The organism is Pantoea sp. UBA6567 (assembly GCF_002434165.1).
Lineage (GTDB): Bacteria > Pseudomonadota > Gammaproteobacteria > Enterobacterales > Enterobacteriaceae > Pantoea > Pantoea eucrina.
Genome location: NZ_DJJN01000006.1, coordinates 1,483,484 through 1,500,646, shown reverse-complemented (window position 1 = coordinate 1,500,646; position 17,163 = coordinate 1,483,484). Strand labels below are relative to the sequence as shown.

Sequence of the window (17,163 nt, the reverse complement as noted above, 5' to 3'; positions counted from 1 at the left end):
TTCTGCTTTTCTGACGCCATCCTGACCGGTCACGCTGCTGACCGGTTTTTTTTGTGCGTCACGACCGATTCTTACAAATCAGATCGTGCGTCCAGCCAGTATATTTTGCTTCGTTCATGCAGAACGGGTAGGATTCATCGCCGTAATTTCCCGGGTCGCCACGCGCATCGTTCCACTGCTCAGGCACCGGTTTTTTACTCCATTTCGCACCGCAGGCGCAAACGATTGGTCAGCCGGTGATTGATGGTCAGGACAAACAGGAAAGCTATGAAACATACTAAAAAAACGCCCGACGAACAGCGTGCTGCGAGAAGGCGCTGGCTGAACTCTCACGATACCGGTTACCACAAAGCAATGGGTAACCGACAGGTACAAATGATCGCCATCGGCGGTGCTATCGGCACTGGTCTGTTCCTCGGCGCAGGCGCACGCCTGCAGCTGGCAGGTCCGGCGCTGGCACTGGTCTATCTGGTGTGCGGCATCTTCTCTTTCTTTATTCTCCGTGCGCTGGGCGAGCTGGTACTGCATCGCCCCTCAAGCGGCAGCTTTGTCTCCTATGCGCGTGAATTCCTCGGGGAAAAAGCGTCTTATGTAGCGGGCTGGATGTATTTCGTTAACTGGGCGATGACCGGGATTGTCGATATCACCGCCGTGGCGCTTTATATGCATTACTGGGGCGCGTTTGGCGACGTACCGCAGTGGGTATTTGCGCTCGGCGCGCTGGCCATTGTCGGCACCATGAACATGATTGGCGTTAAGTGGTTCGCCGAAATGGAGTTCTGGTTTGCGCTGGTCAAAGTGCTGGCAATTGTGATCTTCCTGATTGTTGGCGTGGTGTTTCTCGGTACCGGCAAACCGCTCGACGGCAACGCGACCGGCTTCCATCTGATCACCGATAACGGCGGTCTCTTCCCGCATGGCCTGATGGCCGCACTGGTGCTGGTGCAGGGAGTGGTATTTGCCTTTGCCTCGATTGAGCTGGTAGGAACCGCAGCCGGCGAGTGCAAAGATCCTAAAACCATGCTGCCGAAAGCGATCAACAGCGTGATCTGGCGTATTGGCCTGTTCTATGTGGGTTCCGTGGTGCTGCTGGTGCTGCTGCTGCCGTGGAACGCCTACCAGGCGGGACAGAGTCCGTTTGTGACTTTCTTCTCAAAGCTGGGCGTTCCCTATGTCGGCAGTATTATGAACATTGTGGTACTGAGCGCGGCGCTCTCCAGCCTTAACTCCGGTCTCTATTCAACCGGCCGTATTCTGCGATCCATGTCGATGGGCGGCTCAGCGCCGCAGTTTATGTCGAAGATGAGCAAGCAGCAGGTGCCGTATGCCGGTATCCTGGTCACGGTTGCGGTTTACATCGTTGGCGTGGTGCTGAACTACTACGTGCCGTCGCAGGTGTTTGAGATTGTCCTGAACGTTGCCTCGCTGGGGATCATCTCTTCCTGGGGCTTTATCGTGGTCTGCCAGATGCGTCTGCGCAAAGCGATCAAAGAGGGCAAGGCTGAGGATGTCAGCTTTAAGCTGCCGTGGGCGCCGTTCACCTCCTGGCTGACGCTGCTGTTCCTGCTCAGCGTGCTGGTGCTGATGGCGTTCGACTACCCTAACGGCACCTACACCATTGCATCCATTCCTCTGATCGCCGTACTGCTGGTGCTTGGCTGGTTTGGCGTACGCAAGCGCGTCCAGGCAGAGGCAATGAAAGAGCATGAGGTGCACGCGGATGAGAGCAGCGATGCGTCACCGCAGCTGGCGGACGAAAGCGGACGCTAAACCTTTCTCTGTAGCGTAACGGGAGCCTGGCTCCCGTTTTTTTTACCCGCCGCTGCGCAGGTAATTCAGATAGTTTTCCCCGCCGCTGCCGCCTATCATTTCAGCCTCTCTCAGCAAAGCAGCGGAGCGCTCATGGCATTCATTATCAACGTCATTAAAAACAAGATCCTGTCTGAAAACTGGTTTGTGCTGCGCAATTACACCTACGAGCTGACGCGCAGCAATGGCGAGGTGGTGCGGCACAAACGTGAAGTATACGATCGCGGTAACGGCGCAACCATCCTGCTCTACAATCGTGAAAAAAACAGCGTGGTGCTGACCCGGCAGTTTCGCATCGCCACTTACGTTAACGGCAACGAAAGCGGTGAGCTGATTGAAGCCTGCGCCGGGCTGCTGGACGACGACACGCCCGAAGATTGCATCCGTAAAGAGGCGATTGAGGAGACGGGCTATCAGGTAGGGAAGGTTGAGAAACTCTTTGCTGCCTACATGTCACCCGGCGGCGTTACGGAACTGATCCACTTCTTTGCTGCAGAATATAGTGAAGCGATGCGTGCTAACAGCGGCGGTGGCGTTGAAGATGAAGCGATAACCGTGCTGGAGCTGTCGTTCCCGCAGGCGCTGGCGAGGGTAAAAGATGGGCGCATCTGTGACGGTAAAACCATTATGCTGCTGCAGCATGCGCAGCTTGCCGGATGGCTGAAGCCGTAATCAGGGCGCAGTGATGCGCCCCCGCGGCGGGCCTGCATGGCTGAATAGCTCTGCCTGAAGCTCAGTTACGCCACCGCGTTCTCTATCTCCCCGACCACGCACTCCGGATGCGCCTGCAGTCGTGCCAGCGCCTCGGCATAGGAGGGCATTGAGTCGGCTGCGCCAGCGCGCTCAACGCAGAGCGAGGCAAACGCTGCGGCAAACCGCGCCGCCTGCGGCAGATCGTCGCCTGAGGCGAGACGCGCGGCAAGCGCACCGTTAAATGCGTCACCCGCGCCGGTGGTATCGCGCGGCTGCGCCGGAAAGAGCGGAATACGCTGCTGCCGGTCAGGCGTGGAGAGCAGGGCTCCCGCCATGCCCAGCGTAATAATGACCTGGCGCGCGCCTTTGCGGTGCAGCACGTCGGCGGCACGGCGCGCGCTGGCGAAATCGGTTACCGTTACGCCGCTGAGCTGGGTCGCTTCGGTGCTGTTCGGCGTCAGCAGATCGACCTTTGCCAGCAGCGCATCGCCGATCTTCTGCCACGGTGCCGGGTTAAGGATGACAAAGGTGCCGCTGGCGCGGGCGTTGTCGATCATACGCTGGATAGCGCTGAGATTATTCTCCAGCTGCACCAGCAGAATGTCGGCTGCGGCGACCGTAGGCTGGCAGCGCGTCACCTCGGCTGCGGTCACGGTGGTATTAGCGCCCGGATAGACTGAAATCATATTCTCCGCGTCGTCGCCCGCGACGTAAATCAGCGCATTGCCGGTTGGCTTCTCTTTACAGGTAAACAGCGTAATGGCATCGAACCCGGTTTTTTCCAGATGACGGCGGGCAAACAGGCCAAAATCGTCATTGCCTACTTTGCCAATGTAGTGCACCCGCGCACCTGCGCGCAGCGCCGCCGTGGCCTGATTAGCCCCTTTGCCGCCTGCGCCCATCATACTGTGGTGCGCCGTCAGCGACTCACCCGGCAGCGGAAAGCGGCGCATTACCGCCACGATGTCGAGATTAAAGGAACCAAAAACACACACCTTTCCTTTCATCATGCGCTCCTGAACAGGCGTTCGGCGGCCAGACAGGCACCGCGGCAGCCCGTGTAGTCGGTTGAGTGGCTGAAGATAATCTTCAGGTTTTCACGGGTTACCGGTGGCCGCAGATGCTGCTGGATCTGGCTGCGCAGCTGCGCCAGCGGAAAATCAGCCATCGCCAGTACGCCACCCCCGAGGATCAGGTACTCCGGATCGAGAATATTCATTTCGGTCGCGATCAGCTCAGCCAGCCGCCGGACAAACGCCTGCAGTTCCGGCTGTTCGCCGTGGCGGGTAAACAGCGCCGGCATCGGCGTATCGGCGGCGTTCTGTGCGGCCCAGCGGCTCAGCCAGTGGCCCGACGTCAGCGTTTCTGCACAGCCGTGGTTGCCGCACGGGCAGGGCAGGGCGTTGCCCGCCACCGGAATATGCCCCAGCTCGCCGGCACCGCCATGTTCACCGTGATAAAAGCCACCGTTCAGCCACAGGCTGTTGCCCATGCCGGTGCCGGGATAGAGGCCCACGGCGTTGTCCGGCAGCTGCTCCAGCTGCAGCAGATCCCACAGCATCAGATGGTTCACATCTTTGTCCATCGCCACCGGCACGCCAAGCAGCGCGGTGAGGCGCGACGCGACCGGCTGGCCATCCAGCGCCTGAATAAAGGGCAGCGAAATCACCTGCTGCCGGTCGCGGCTGAGAATACCCGGCAGACCCAGCATAATGCCGCTTACCGGCTGCTGCTCCAGCGTGTCGCGGATGAGCTGAGCAAGCGCCAGCAGCGCGTCGGGCTGCTGTGCCCAGCTGGCGGTGGCGACTTTGCGAAAGCTGCTCCAGACGCCACCCTCTTCCATCAGCTGCAGCCGCGTACCGGTGCCGCCGATATCGATACCGAGCCAGCGTGGTTTCATGCGGACACCTGCGTCAGCCCCTGGGCTTCATCAATGCTGTCGCGCATCATCTCCCACGCGGTCGCCAAATCATCATGAATGTTAAACAGGCCGGATGTGCCGACAATCAGCACTTCTGCACCGGCCCCAATCAGCTGGTTATAGGTGCGGGTGTTGCAGGAGCCGTCGATCTCAACCAGATAATGATAACCGTGCTGCTGTTTAAGCGTTTTCAGCTCGCGCACTTTCTCCACCATCTCCGGAATAAAGGGCTGACCGGCGTAGCCGGGATCCACCGTCATCACGGTGATTTTATCCAGCAGGTGAATATAGTGCTGTATAAAGGAGACCGGCGTGGCGGGATTCAGCACAACACCCACTTTTTTACCAAAGCTGCGGATCAGATTGATCACGCGGAAGGCGTCGCGGTTAATGGTTTCTGCATGCGGGCAGATGTAATCAGCGCCCGCTCTGGCGACCGCCTCGATAAAGTCAGTCGGCTCTTCCACCATCAGATGTACATCAATGGCCACGCGGGTATAGGGCCGGATCTGTTCAATAAAGAAAGGGGAGAGCGTGATGTTTTTAACGTAGTGACCATCCATGATATCCACGTGAAGAAAGTCAGCGCGCGAATCGAGAACCTGCAGCTGGTGCTTGATCTCCATCAGGTTCATACACATCAGTGACGGGGAGATTTGAATACGCATCATACTTCCTTCTTTTCAGTCAGAGGATTAAGCACCGCGGCCAGCTTGCTGAGCTTTACCGCACGGTGTTCGTTGAGTCGGGTTTTGAGCTGTTTAAAGGCGAGTACCACAATCAGCACCGCGCCCCACATCGCCAGACTGACGTGCTGGCTGATATTCATCAGGTTGAAGCCGGTTGAGAGCACCTGCAGCGCAATCAGCGCCAGCACGACACCGGTGACGCGACCAAAGCCGCCGTTGGGATCGGTGCCGCCGAGGATAATCGCCAGTACCGTCAGCAGCAGGTAGGCGTCGCCGTAGCCCATGCGCGCGGAGTTAAAGCGCGCCATCATAATCAGGCCCGCCAGCACGCAGAGCAGGCTGGAGATCACGTAAACCAGCATCACCATGCGGTGGGTGTTAATGCCGCTAAACCAGGTTGCGTTGATGTTGCTGCCGCCCATATAGATACATTTGCCGGCCCGGGTTTTACCGAGAAACAGCGCCAGCAGCGCGGCGGCGATGAGGAACACCCAGAGCGGCAGCGGCATCCCCAGCAGCGTATCAGCGCCCAGCGCCTGCACTACCGGCGGCATGCCGCTGACGGCTGCGCCTTTGGTCAGCCAGATACCGATCCCGTTCAGCGTCATCATCGTAGCCAGCGTCACCAGAATCGGATGCGCGCCGATGCGCGTAACCATCAGGCCGGTGATGACGCCGATGGCGGCGGCAATCAGCATGGCGCCGATAATGGCGATAACCAGCCACAGCAGCTGCAGCGCCATCCCGGCACCGGCGGGCAGGGCGCTCATCAGCGCCCAGGCGATAAACAGCGCGGTCAGGTTGGCGGTGGCAATAATGGCGAGATTCAGGCCGCCGCTGAGAATGGCGATAAACATCGCCAGAGTCAGTAATCCCAGTTCCGGCAGCTGAAACGCCATGCTCATAAAGGTGGAGTCGGTCAGGAAGCGACCCGGCAGCATCAGCGTAAAGGTCGCCAGCGCCAGCGCGATCAGCAGCATCAGACCAAGGTTGGTGCCGTCAGGGCGCAGTGCAGTCAGTGATTTCATCATCAATGCCCTCAGTCACACGAAACTGACATCAGTTTCTTTGCGTTTTTTGTAGTGCGTTACGGCGATCGCAATCATGATGACGCCGCCTACCACGATGTTCATGAAGTAGTTCGACACGCCCACCAGGTTAAGACCGTTCTTCAGGATGGCGATCAGAAAGACCCCCATCAGCGTGCCGCTGACCGTGCCTTTACCACCCATCAGACTGGCGCCGCCCAGTACCGTTGCCGCCAGCACATCAAGCTCGCCGCCGACCAGCGCATTAGGCACCACTTCGCCCATGCGATAGACCTGTACCAGGCCGCCAACCGCCGCCATGGCGCCCAGCCAGCCGTAGGCAAAAACGTGGATCAGGCCGACGCGGATGCCGATACGTCGCGCAGACTCTGCGTCGCCACCCACCGCATAAAGCTGGCGCCCGAGGTTGGTTTTGTTCAGCAGCAGTGCCGTCGCCGCGGCAATGATCAGCATGGTGGCCAGCGGTAAACCGACCTGAAAGCTCTCGCCCTGCCAGCTGAACGGCAGCACGTTACGCAGGGTGATCCACCACTCCGGCAGCGAATAGAGGCTGCGGCCGCCGGTCACCCACATCAGCAGGCCGAACAGCAGCGACTGCATGCTGATAGTGATGATGATGGAGACCACCCGCAGCGTGGTGATCAGCAGCGCATTGATCACGCCAAACAGCGTGCCGCACACGATCGCCAGCACAATGCTGAGCAGCGCGTTATCAAACTGAAACTGCACAAACAGGGACGCAAGCAGGTACTGCACCACTGAGGCAACGGCGGCAAAAGAGATATCGATCCCGCCGGTCACCAGCACTACAAACAGGCCCAGCGCAAAGATGCCGGTGACCGCGTAGCTCTCCGCCAGATCCAGCAGGTTCTGTACGGTAAGAAACTGATCGCTGGTCACAGAGAAAAACAGAATGAACGCCAGCAGCACCCAGGCGAGCCAGCCCTGGCTGGAGTGCGGACGTAAACGGGAAAAATCAGGCATTGATCACCTCCGCCAGCTGCTGCTGCTCGACGCTATCGGGTTGATATTCGGCATGAATGGTGCCATCGCGGAAGTGCAGGATACGGTCGCAGTTGTACCAGACCTCCGGCACCTCATCAGAGATCAGGATGATCGACAGGCCCTCTTTCGCCAGCTCATGGATCAGCTGATAGATGCTGGCTTTGGCACCGACGTCTACGCCAACGGTAGGCGAGTCGAGGATCAGAATACGCGGCTGCGTCAGAACCCACTTTGCCAGCACAATTTTTTGCTGATTGCCGCCGGAGAGGGTAGAGATGGCAAGATTCGGGTCGGCAACGCGCACGCCGAGCTGCTGGATCCACTGCAGGATCAGTTTATTTTTACGGTACTCATCGATCAGGTGAAAGCGGTTCTGCAATTTGTCGAGGATCGGCAGCACCATGTTGTCGGCCACCGACTGCTGCTGCACCAGCCCCAGCGTCAGGCGATCTTCTGACACATAGCCAATGCCGGCTTTGATCGCATCTTCATGACCGCGAAAGCGGACCGGTTTGCTGTCGAGCCAGATTTTGCCGCTGTCGGGACGCGTCATGCCAAACAGCGACAGCGCCAGCTCGGTACGTCCGGAGCCAAGCAGACCGCACAGCCCCAGTACTTCGCCCTCATAAAGTTTAAAGCTGACGTCACGGTACTGACCGGCACGGGTAAGATTATCTATCTCCAGGATCACGCGCTCGCTATTACGCGTCGGTGCTTTCAGCTGGTAGTCGAGCTTCAGGCCGGTCATCAGCTCGGTCAGATGATGCGGCGTCATCTCCCGGGCGGGCCAGCAGCCCATTTTGCGGCCGTCGCGGATCACCGTGACGCGGTCGGAGATCTCCAGCACCTCATCAAGCCGGTGGCTGACAAAGACCACGCAGATATTTTTATCTTTCAGATAGCGCACGGTGCGCAGCAGCTGATTGACCTCGGTACGGGTCAGCGAGGCGGTTGGCTCATCCATGATCACCAGGCGCGCATCGGCGACCAGCGCGCGGCAGATCGCGACCTGCTGGCGCTGGGCAATCGAAAGCGCCGCGACTTTCGCATCCAGATCGAGGTCAAATTTCAGCTCGGTTATAATGCTGCGGGCGCTTTCACGCAGGCGCGCGCTGCGGTGCCAGCGCAACAGGCCATTGAGGTTATGCTCAAACGCGATGTTCTCCGCCACGCTCAGGTTGGGGAACAGCGAGAGGTCCTGATAGATGACCTGAATACCGAAATCACGCGCCTGTTGCGTGGTCAGGCGCGGCAGTGCCGGGCCATCGCCCAGCGTAATATGGCTGCCGCTGTCCGGGGCGTGCACCCCGGAAATGACTTTGATCAGGGTGCTCTTGCCACAGCCGTTGGTGCCAGCGAGACAGTGCACTTCGCCTGCCAGTAAGGTCAGGGAGATATCGCTCAGCGCGCGGTTGCCACCAAATGTTTTCGACAGATTCTCGAGCGCAATTAGCGTCTGTGGAATGACCTCTTGCATATCAGAGCCCCATTTTTACCAGTTTTGGCAGGTTGTCTTTATCCAGACTCTCTGTGTTGTTGCCGAGAATGGTATGCGTCGCTTCATCCACTTTGACTTTGCCCAGTCCTTCAATCGTCATACCGTCGGTGATCGGCTCTTTCTTCTGCATCATGTCGGCGATACGCACAAAGACTTCACCTGCGGTTTCCGGATTCCAGATGTAGCCGCCTTTGATGGCGTTACGCTGCACCAGCGAGGCGCCCTGACCCGGACTGAAGGAGCCAATGACGCAAACCTGGTCAATTTTTTTGCGGTTCATGACGGCGCGCCCGGCACCAATCGGCCCCTGTGAACCAAACGCCATAATGCCTTTCAGATCGGGATATTTAGACATCAGCTCGTTGGTGGTACGGATGGAGTCATCCAGCGATTCGCCGACGCCAAATTTGTCGGTGACCAGCTGCATGTTGGGATAGTGCTCTTTCTGATAATTGAGCGCGGCATCGGTCCACTGCTGATGCAGCGGTACGGTGAGGCTGCCCACGTACATGGCGTATTTGCCCTCGTCGTGCATGCACTTCGCCAGCGCTTTCATGTGATTGATTCCGTGGGTTGCGGCGTCAACCAGCTCAAAATCCCAGTTGGCACCCTGCTGGCCGGGTGACTCATGCGTAATCACTTCGATACCGGCGTCCCGCGCCCGTTTCAGTACCGGCTCCAGCACTTTCGGATCGTTGGGTACCACGCCGATGATGTCGACTTTCTGCGCAATCAAATCTTCAATGGCGCGCACCTGCAGTGCCGGATCGGCTGCGGTAGGGCCGACCATCCATGCATCAATGCCGCGCTTCGCCGCCTCGCTTTTAATGCCCGCTTCCATGGCGTTAAACCAGGGAATACCCCCGATTTTAACGACGATACCCATGCGTAATTTATCAGCGGCCTGCGCGCCGGTAGCGGCAAACAGGGCAAGCAGAGAACAGGCGATAAGATGTTTTTTCATACAGACTCCTGGTTAATTTTTAATTAGCTGCATGGACTGATGACGCTGAGAACAGACAATGACGTTAACGCCATTCCACGCCAGTTCCTGCTCCAGCTCTTTATCTTTTAATTGGTCAGTTATCAGAAAATCGACATCACGGTAGTGACAAACACGGGCAAAAGAGGGGCGCATAAATTTACTGCCATCCAGTAACAGATGTTTTCTTTCAGCGGCCAGTAACATTTGTTGTTTTAAATGCGCGTTATTCTCATTGCCTTCACGTAAATATCCGTCATTACCTAAACTGCTACAGGAAAAAAAGATCTTATTAATCTGAAATTCACGCAGCGGCTGCTCAGCCACCACGCCGTGAAAATCCTCATCGCGGTCAGAATATTCTCCGCCGAGGCAGATAGTGCGAATGCTGCCGCGCGCCGCCAGCGTCTGCACGATGCGTAGCGAATTGGTTAGCACGGTTAACTCGATATCGGGCAGCTGCCGCGCCAGATACCAGCAGGTGGTACTGCTATCGAGCAAAATACAGTCACCCGGCGTGATAAAATCGAGCGCGCGCTTGGCAATGCTCATTTTTGCATCGACATGCTCATTAATACGCTGCCGAAAAGATAATTCGTTTTCTCTGACAGCTCTGTTATTTCCCTGAATGCCGGCGTTCTGTTTTTTTACCGGAACAGCACCACCATGACTGCGCTGTAATAATCCTCTTTTTTCCAGCTGGCTTAAATCACGCCGTATGGTTTCCTGCGAAACCTGACATAGCGTGACCAGCTCTGAGACAATTACGCGGCCATTTATATTAAGTTCGTTAATAATTCTTTGCTGTCTTTCAATCGGCAACATACTTATCCTCCGATGGCTATAAATTACTGGAAGCGGGCACGGGAAAATGTGGACTGGGCAGGAGTCCACGGTGGTAAAAAAAGAGGCCCGTTATTGAGTGATATAAGTTCAGTTATTAATGTAATGCTTAACGCTTATTTGCACGTAATGTTGATGTGGCTCACATAATTAACCCCTGAAGCGTCAAAGTTAAAACAGATCCGATCGCCAGCTTATTAATCCATAGCTACCATAGCATGACTGTTTATGACCGTTTATGCGGGATTGACCGTTTCAGACTGCGCCCTGATAGTCAGGGGAATCTGATTGAGCCGCCGTCAGGCGCAGTGGATGATGGGACCGCAGCGTACAACCTGTCCGTACGATGATGAATCGCTGATTTAATAAGCAGTTAATTCTGCTTTTCAGGCCGCTTCACACTTCCAGCCTGCTGATAACGCACGCAGTGCGCTATGATTTTCTTTCCAGAAATTCGGGGACCGGGTTGTTAATGTCGTATTGGATAAAGTCACTGCTCTTGAGCTCTCTGGCAGCCAGCGCCAGCGTGCAGGCTGAACCTCTGCAGAAGTCTTTTTCTGACTGGCAGCTCACCTGTAACAATGCGGCTTTTTGCGTGGCGCGCAGCTTTCCCGGCGACAATGGTCTGGTGATGACGCTGTCGCGCCACGCCGGCGTCGACGATCGTCCGCTGCTGCGTATCGACTACGGCAGCGCCTATACCGGCGCGCTGCCGGGTGGCCCGCTGAAAGATAATCTGCTGCTGGATCAGCGTCGCCTGAAGCCCGACCTTAAACACTGGACGGTTGAGCCGCACCATCTTGCTACCAGCAACGCTATTGCGATTGATGAGTTTCTGGGACAGACGCTGGACGCGAGCACGCTGCAGCTGACGTACCAGGCCAAAGCGGTGGTTCCGCTGCGTGGCCTGAAAGCTGCGCTGCTGCTGATGGATGATGTGCAGGGGCGCGTAAACGGGACCAGCGCATGGGTCAGGCGTGGGGCGCAGTGGGATCTCCCGCCACCGCCGTCGCTGCCATCGCTGCCGTCATCAGCACCGCCGCCCGCGCCGCTGACGCAGGAAGAGACCAGCGGATTGATCGACTATGGAACCTGGCGCATCACCACCGATAGCTGCTCACTGGATCCGCTGCGGCGCGAGGTGAGCGTCGCGCCGCTGACCGACAGCAAAGCGCTGCTGCTGGTCAGCTGTGAAACCGGTGCCTACAACGTTATCGATCTGGCGTTTGAAGTGACGCGCAGCCAGCCCTACGTATCACGCGGGCTGACGCTGAATCTGCCTTTTGTTCCTCCGGCGCGCAGCGACACGCAGCTGGAGCTGGTGAACGCAGAGTTTGATGCCAGTAATGGCCTGCTCTATACCTTCAGTAAAAATCGCGGGCTGGGTGATTGCGGTACGGCAACACGCTGGCAGTTTGATGGCAGCGCGTTTGTTCTGGCGGAATATGCGGAAGAGCAGATCTGCGACGCCTGGCACAGCAGCGACGACTGGCCCACGCTGTGGGTAAGCCAGCCGGCGCGCTGAGCGACTTTCCGGGTGTCAGGGGATCGCGCCGATCATCATCGGCGAACCCGTCTTATTGCCCGCCAGCTCTGTCAGCAGATTATTCACGCCGTCGCTCATGGGCGTAAAGCGGCTGAGCGGTGAGCGGGTGACGACCACAAACACGCCAAGGTTATGCTGCGGAATCATCGCCATATAAGTAATGAAGCCGCCGGCACCGCCGGTTTTCTGAATGATACCGGGCCGGCCCGCTTTGGGGGCCATATAGACCCAGCCCATACCCAGCGCATCGGCACGTCCGGGTACATCCATCCCTTCAACTTTGGTCAGCTGATCGCGCCGGTAGATCAGCGTCTGCAGGCGATCGATCTGCGGCGTGCGGTGGCTTACCGCTGAGTCGAGGAACTGCTGCATCCAGCGCGCCATATCATCAGGGGTGGAGTAGACGCCGCCGCTGCCGATCGCCGCCAGAGTATTATTACAGGGGCTGGCCCCTTTTTCCGGCACCATCAGGCGCTGGCACTGGTCCGGTGAGGGTGTAAAGGTGGTGTCCTTCATCCCCAGCGGGCGCGTGACTAACCGCTGCAGCAGCGCCGGATAGGGCGTGCCGCCCGCTTTCGCCAGCGCGTCAGCCAGCAGGTCAAACCCGAGGTTGGAGTAGGCCGCCTGAGTGCCGGGCGCGGCTTTCAGCGTGGCGTTGCCCAGCCACTGCCAGCGATCGCTTTTAGTTGGCCAGACAAACACCGGACGGTGCGGTTTACCGCCGGGCTGTTCGCGCGGCAGCGAGGCGGTGTGGGTGGCGAGGTTGATCAGGCGAATCGTCTGGCCGTTATAGGCCGGAACGCGCGCCCCCGGCGGGGCGTAGCGGCTGAGCGGGTCATCCAGGCGGATCTGCCCGCGCTCGGCCATTTTCACCATCACTTCGCTGGTCATCAGCTTGCTGAGTGACGCGATGCGGATAACGGAGTCCTGCTGCGGCCGGACATTATTACCGGGGCGGGTTTCACCAAAGCTGGTAAAGACGCGCTGATTGCCGTCGATGGCGACCAGCGCCATGCCGGTTGCACCGCTGGCGTAAAAAATATGTTCGGCATAGCGATCAACAATCTGCGATGCCAGCAGAGGATTAGGTGAGACCTGTGCCATACCGCTGACAGGCAGCACGGAGACCATCAGGGCCAGTAAAAATGAAGTCGGTTTTTTCAACGGGAGTGCGTCCGCTATCAGAATCGGAAGAAAACCTATAGTAATCAGTTTGCGCAGAGCGGGAAGGGGAAAACGCGATTTTTTTTGTATAGAAAGTGCTAAAAAAAACGGCCCTCACCGTTATCGGGTGAGGGCCGTGGGGCTTATGCCGGTTTCAGCAGCGATTCCGCCTGGCTTACCACGTTTTCAACGGTAAAGCCGAAGGCCGGGAACAGCTTGCCGGCCGGCGCGGATTCACCAAAGGTGGTCATGCCGACGATTTTGCCGTCGATGCCGACATATTTGTACCAGTAGTCTGCAATACCTGCCTCAACCGCGACGCGGGCGCGTACGGTAGTGGGCAGCACGGATTCACGGTAGGCGCTATCCTGCTTATCGAACACATCGGTGCTGGGCAGTGACACGACCCGGACCTTGTGGCCATCCGCGCTGAGTTTCGCTTCCGCTCCCAGCGTGATCTCCACTTCTGAACCGGTGGCGATCAGAATCACATCCGGCGTGCCGTCGCAATCCTTCAGGATATAGCCGCCGCGCGCAATGTTTTCGACCTGCGCCTGGCTGCGCTCGGGCTGCAGCAGGTTCTGACGGGAGAGGATCAGCGCGGTCGGGCCGTGATGACGCTCAACGGCTGCTTTCCATGCCACCGCGGTTTCGACCTGATCGCACGGACGCCAGGTGCTGAAGTTAGGCGTCAGACGCAGGCTCGCCAGCTGCTCGACCGGCTGATGCGTCGGACCATCTTCGCCCAGGCCGATAGAGTCATGGGTGTAGACCATGATCTGGCGCGCTTTCATCAGCGCAGCCATACGGGCGGCGTTACGCGCGTACTCAACAAACATCAGGAAGGTTGCGGTGTAAGGAACAAAGCCGCCATGATGCGCGATGCCGTTTGCAATCGCGGTCATACCGAACTCACGCACGCCGTAGTGGATATAGTTCCCGGCCGCATCCTCTTTGATCGATTTTGAACCTGACCAGATGGTGAGGTTACTCGGTGCCAGGTCAGCCGATCCGCCCAGGAATTCCGGCAGCAGTTTGCCAAAGGCTTCCAGTGTATTCTGTGACGCCTTGCGGCTGGCGATCTTCTGCGGATTCGCCTGCAGGTCGCGGATAAAGTCAGCGGTTTTGCTTTCCCACTCCGCCGGCATTTCGCCGTTAAGACGACGGCTAAACTCCTGCGCCAGCTGCGGATGCGCCTGCTGGTAAGCCGCAAATTTCTCATCCCAGGCTTTTTCGTGCGCCGAACCCGCTTCTTTTGCATCCCACTGCTGGTAGATATCCTGCGGGATTTCAAACGGCGCGTAGTTCCAGCCGAGCTGCTTACGCGTCAGCGCAATCTCTTCGTCGCCCAGCGCCGCACCGTGTGACTCCTCTTTGCCCGCCTTGTTTGGCGAACCAAAGCCGATGGTAGTGCGGCAGATAATCAGTGACGGCTTATCGGTGACGCTCTGCGCCTCTTTAATCGCGGCGGCCACGGCGTCGGCGTCGTGACCATCAATGCCTTCAGCGCTGCCGATCACGTGCCAGTTATAGGACTCAAAGCGTTTATGCGTATCATCGGTAAACCAGCCTTCGGTTTCACCATCGATAGAAATGCCGTTGTGATCGTAAAAGCCGATCAGCTTGCCGAGGCCCAGCGTACCCGCCAGCGAACAGACCTCGTGTGAGATGCCTTCCATCAGGCAGCCGTCACCCATGAACACATAGGTGAAGTGGTCGACAATATCGTGTCCTGGCTGGTTGAACTGCGCGGCCAGCGTACGCTCAGCAATCGCCAGACCCACCGCATTCGCCAGACCCTGGCCGAGCGGGCCGGTGGTGGTTTCGACGCCTGGCGTATAGCCAATTTCCGGATGTCCCGGCGTTTTTGAATGCAGCTGACGGAAGTTTTTCAGCTCTTCCATCGGCAGATCGTAACCGCTGAGATGCAGCAGGCTATAGAGCAGCATTGAGCCGTGGCCGTTAGAAAGGATAAAGCGGTCACGATCGGCCCATGCCGGGTTAGTGGGGTTATGTTTCAGGAAGTCGCGCCATAACACTTCCGCGATATCGGCCATGCCCATCGGCATACCTGGGTGACCGGAATTTGCTTTCTGTACCGCATCCATACTCAACGCGCGAATCGCGTTAGCCAACTCTCTGCGTGAAGACATAGGGTTCTCCCTTGTAGTAAAGCATCAGCGGGTTCGCCTCGGCTCGCCCGCACTCAACGGTGGTGCAATCAGAGGCGTGCTGACAGCACATCTTCCAGTTTCTGCTGGTCAACGGCGAACTGGCGGATACCTTCAGAGAGTTTTTCAACCGCCATCGGATCCTGGTTGTGCTCCCAGCGGAACTCCGCTTCTGACAGCGAGGAAGGCTGATGGAAACCTTCGGTAGAAGGTTCCAGCTTGCGCTCAACCGGCGCATCGCTGTTCGCCAGCTCTTCCAGCAGGTTAGGGGAGAGAGTCAGACGATCGCAGCCCGCCAGAGCCAGAATCTGCTCAACTTTGCGGAAGCTGGCGCCCATGATCACCGTGCTGTAGCGATGCTTTTTGTAGTAGTCATAGATGCGACGCACAGATTTCACGCCCGGATCTTCATCCACAACATAGGGGTCCATTGGCTTACGCGTGTTGTACCAGTCATAAATGCGGCCCACAAAAGGTGAGATCAGATAGACGCCCGCTTCTGCACAGGCGCGCGCCTGCGCAAAGGAGAACAGCAGCGTCAGGTTGCACTTAATGCCGTTTTTCTCCAGCTCTTCAGCCGCTTTGATCCCTTCCCAGGTTGAGGCGAGCTTGATAAGAATACGTGAGCGGTCGATACCGTGCTCTTCATACAGGCGTACCAGCTTTTCTGCTTTGGTCACGCACATACCGCGATCGAAAGAGAGGCGAGCGTCAACTTCAGTTGAAACGCGGCCCGGCACGCTTTTCAGGATTTCCATGCCGAGATTGACAGCCACTTTGTCGCTGGCGTTGATAATCTGCGTCTCTTTACTGCCACCCTGCTTTTTCGCATAGTCGATGGCGTCATCAATCAGGTGTTTATAAGCGTCAAGACCGGCAGCTTTCAGGATCAGAGAAGGGTTGGTAGTGGCATCTTCCGGATTATAATGACGAATGGATTCGATATCGCCACTGTCCGCCACCACGGTGGTGAACTGTTTTAGTGCGTCTAGCTGGTTCATCGCTTAACTCCTTGATTAGCAATATTGTGGGCAAAAGAATGCCGGGCAACCGTCGCCTTGTCTGCGCCCTTTGCTGGGGATAGTGGTTCCACACAGTGCTACAGACGCCCGCTGATTAAAATGCGTTTTCTCTGATTATGGCGTGGCGGAGAGAGAGGCGGCGTAATCGGTTCAGCCATGTTTTGCCATCTTCAAGCATAGCAGCTTGCGCCAGAGATGCAGGCGAGGCGGTAAGTTTGCCGTCAGCTGCGGCGGCAGCTTTTGCTCCGGCACGGCGATCGGGCAGAGGACGCCTGGCCGCGTCCTCTGTACTCCCCGATTTAGCGCCAGCTGCGTGCTGCTGCGCCGGGGCGCATGTTAAGCGCTGGTTCCGTTCGCCGTCAGCTGCGGCGGCAGCTTTTGCTCCGGCGCGGCGACCGGGCAGAGGACGCCTGGCCGCGCCCTCTGCACTCCCGGGCCCTGCGCCAGCCCCGTCCGCCGCTGCGCGGTTCCCTCGCTCACGCCCGCTTCCCCGGGACCGGCCGCCATTCGCTCCTGCTCACCGCGCCCTTTCGCCGACGTCCTGTCGGCTCATCCCGGAACCGTGCCCTCCCTCGGCGGACCCGGATGGCGCTTCCCGCCGCTGCTGGTTTTTTCTCTTTTTCTTACGTTTTTTATGGCTGAAGGTTTCGTGAAGAAGCTTCAGACCACACCGCAACACTTTAAAAAAAAACAAAATGAAAAATTTACAGGCGGGGAGGAGGGGCGCCATCCGCAGCGCCGGGCGCAGAGCGACGGCCAGGGCGAGCCGGC

The 17,163-nt window shown here is 57.9% G+C and carries 15 protein-coding genes; 3 read left to right on the top strand and 12 right to left on the bottom strand.

Annotation, left to right across the window (positions count from 1 at the left end; translation table 11 throughout):
• Positions 1 to 267: 267 nt before the first annotated feature.
• Both ansP and nudK read left to right on the top strand, forming a co-directional pair.
• Entirely contained in the window at positions 268 to 1,770 is a 1,503-nt protein-coding gene (ansP, locus tag B4M48_RS13145) for an L-asparagine permease (protein ID WP_039379509.1), read from the top strand.
• A 132-nt stretch (positions 1,771 to 1,902) separates the two neighbouring features.
• Entirely contained in the window at positions 1,903 to 2,481 is a 579-nt protein-coding gene (gene nudK / locus B4M48_RS13140; RefSeq protein WP_071667917.1) for a GDP-mannose pyrophosphatase NudK, read from the top strand.
• Between the two features lie 65 nt (positions 2,482 to 2,546).
• Here the strand turns inward: nudK and B4M48_RS13135 are convergent, their stop codons facing one another.
• Genes B4M48_RS13135 through B4M48_RS13100 form a run of 8 tightly spaced genes read right to left on the bottom strand, consistent with a single transcriptional unit; the run spans position 2,547 to position 10,471 of the window.
• The gene (locus tag B4M48_RS13135; RefSeq protein ID WP_039379505.1) at positions 2,547 to 3,509 is read right to left on the bottom strand and encodes a ribokinase; all 963 of its coding nucleotides are present in this window, start codon (positions 3,507 to 3,509) and stop codon (positions 2,547 to 2,549) included.
• A complete protein-coding gene (alsK, locus tag B4M48_RS13130; protein ID WP_039379503.1) occupies positions 3,509 to 4,402 on the bottom strand; it encodes an allose kinase in 894 nt (297 codons plus the stop codon). The genes B4M48_RS13135 and alsK overlap by 1 nt, the downstream gene beginning before the upstream one ends.
• Positions 4,399 to 5,091: a D-allulose 6-phosphate 3-epimerase gene (gene alsE / locus B4M48_RS13125; protein ID WP_065648729.1), complete on the bottom strand. Its 693-nt coding sequence runs from the start codon at positions 5,089 to 5,091 to the stop codon at positions 4,399 to 4,401. The genes alsK and alsE overlap by 4 nt, the downstream gene beginning before the upstream one ends.
• On the bottom strand, positions 5,091 to 6,140 hold the full coding sequence (locus B4M48_RS13120) for an ABC transporter permease (RefSeq protein ID WP_288656976.1): 1,050 nt from the start codon (positions 6,138 to 6,140) through the stop codon (positions 5,091 to 5,093). Before B4M48_RS13120 ends, alsE begins: the two co-directional genes overlap by 1 nt.
• Before the next feature lie 15 nt (positions 6,141 to 6,155).
• A complete protein-coding gene (locus B4M48_RS13115) occupies positions 6,156 to 7,145 on the bottom strand; it encodes an ABC transporter permease (RefSeq protein ID WP_039379498.1) in 990 nt (329 codons plus the stop codon).
• Positions 7,138 to 8,643: a sugar ABC transporter ATP-binding protein gene (locus B4M48_RS13110; RefSeq protein ID WP_039379496.1), complete on the bottom strand. Its 1,506-nt coding sequence runs from the start codon at positions 8,641 to 8,643 to the stop codon at positions 7,138 to 7,140. The genes B4M48_RS13115 and B4M48_RS13110 overlap by 8 nt, the downstream gene beginning before the upstream one ends.
• 1 nt (position 8,644) lies before the next feature.
• The gene (locus B4M48_RS13105) at positions 8,645 to 9,628 is read right to left on the bottom strand and encodes a substrate-binding domain-containing protein (RefSeq protein ID WP_039379493.1); all 984 of its coding nucleotides are present in this window, start codon (positions 9,626 to 9,628) and stop codon (positions 8,645 to 8,647) included.
• 12 nt (positions 9,629 to 9,640) lie between these two features.
• A complete protein-coding gene (locus B4M48_RS13100; protein WP_071667920.1) occupies positions 9,641 to 10,471 on the bottom strand; it encodes a DeoR/GlpR family DNA-binding transcription regulator in 831 nt (276 codons plus the stop codon).
• Positions 10,472 to 10,961: 490 nt separating this feature from the next.
• On the opposite strand from B4M48_RS13100, the gene B4M48_RS13095 reads away from it, so the two are divergent.
• Positions 10,962 to 12,014 carry a DUF1176 domain-containing protein gene (locus B4M48_RS13095; protein WP_039379487.1) on the top strand — a complete coding sequence of 351 codons (1,053 nt, stop codon included), beginning with the start codon at positions 10,962 to 10,964 and terminating at the stop codon, positions 12,012 to 12,014.
• Between the two features lie 15 nt (positions 12,015 to 12,029).
• Here the strand turns inward: B4M48_RS13095 and ampH are convergent, their stop codons facing one another.
• The 4 genes from ampH to B4M48_RS13075 all read right to left on the bottom strand — a co-directional run.
• Positions 12,030 to 13,199, bottom strand: coding sequence for a D-alanyl-D-alanine-carboxypeptidase/endopeptidase AmpH (gene ampH, locus B4M48_RS13090; protein WP_288656876.1), 1,170 nt, complete (start codon positions 13,197 to 13,199; stop codon positions 12,030 to 12,032).
• Positions 13,200 to 13,342: 143 nt separating this feature from the next.
• Positions 13,343 to 15,352, bottom strand: a complete 2,010-nt coding sequence (gene tkt / locus B4M48_RS13085) for a transketolase (RefSeq protein WP_250341267.1) — start codon at positions 15,350 to 15,352, stop codon at positions 13,343 to 13,345.
• 68 nt (positions 15,353 to 15,420) lie between these two features.
• Complete coding sequence (gene tal, locus B4M48_RS13080; RefSeq protein WP_039379481.1) at positions 15,421 to 16,371, bottom strand: transaldolase; 951 nt, start codon at positions 16,369 to 16,371, stop codon at positions 15,421 to 15,423.
• A 538-nt stretch (positions 16,372 to 16,909) separates the two neighbouring features.
• On the bottom strand, positions 16,910 to 17,163 hold a 254-nt coding region (locus B4M48_RS13075; RefSeq protein ID WP_288656871.1), incomplete at its 5' end, for a hypothetical protein.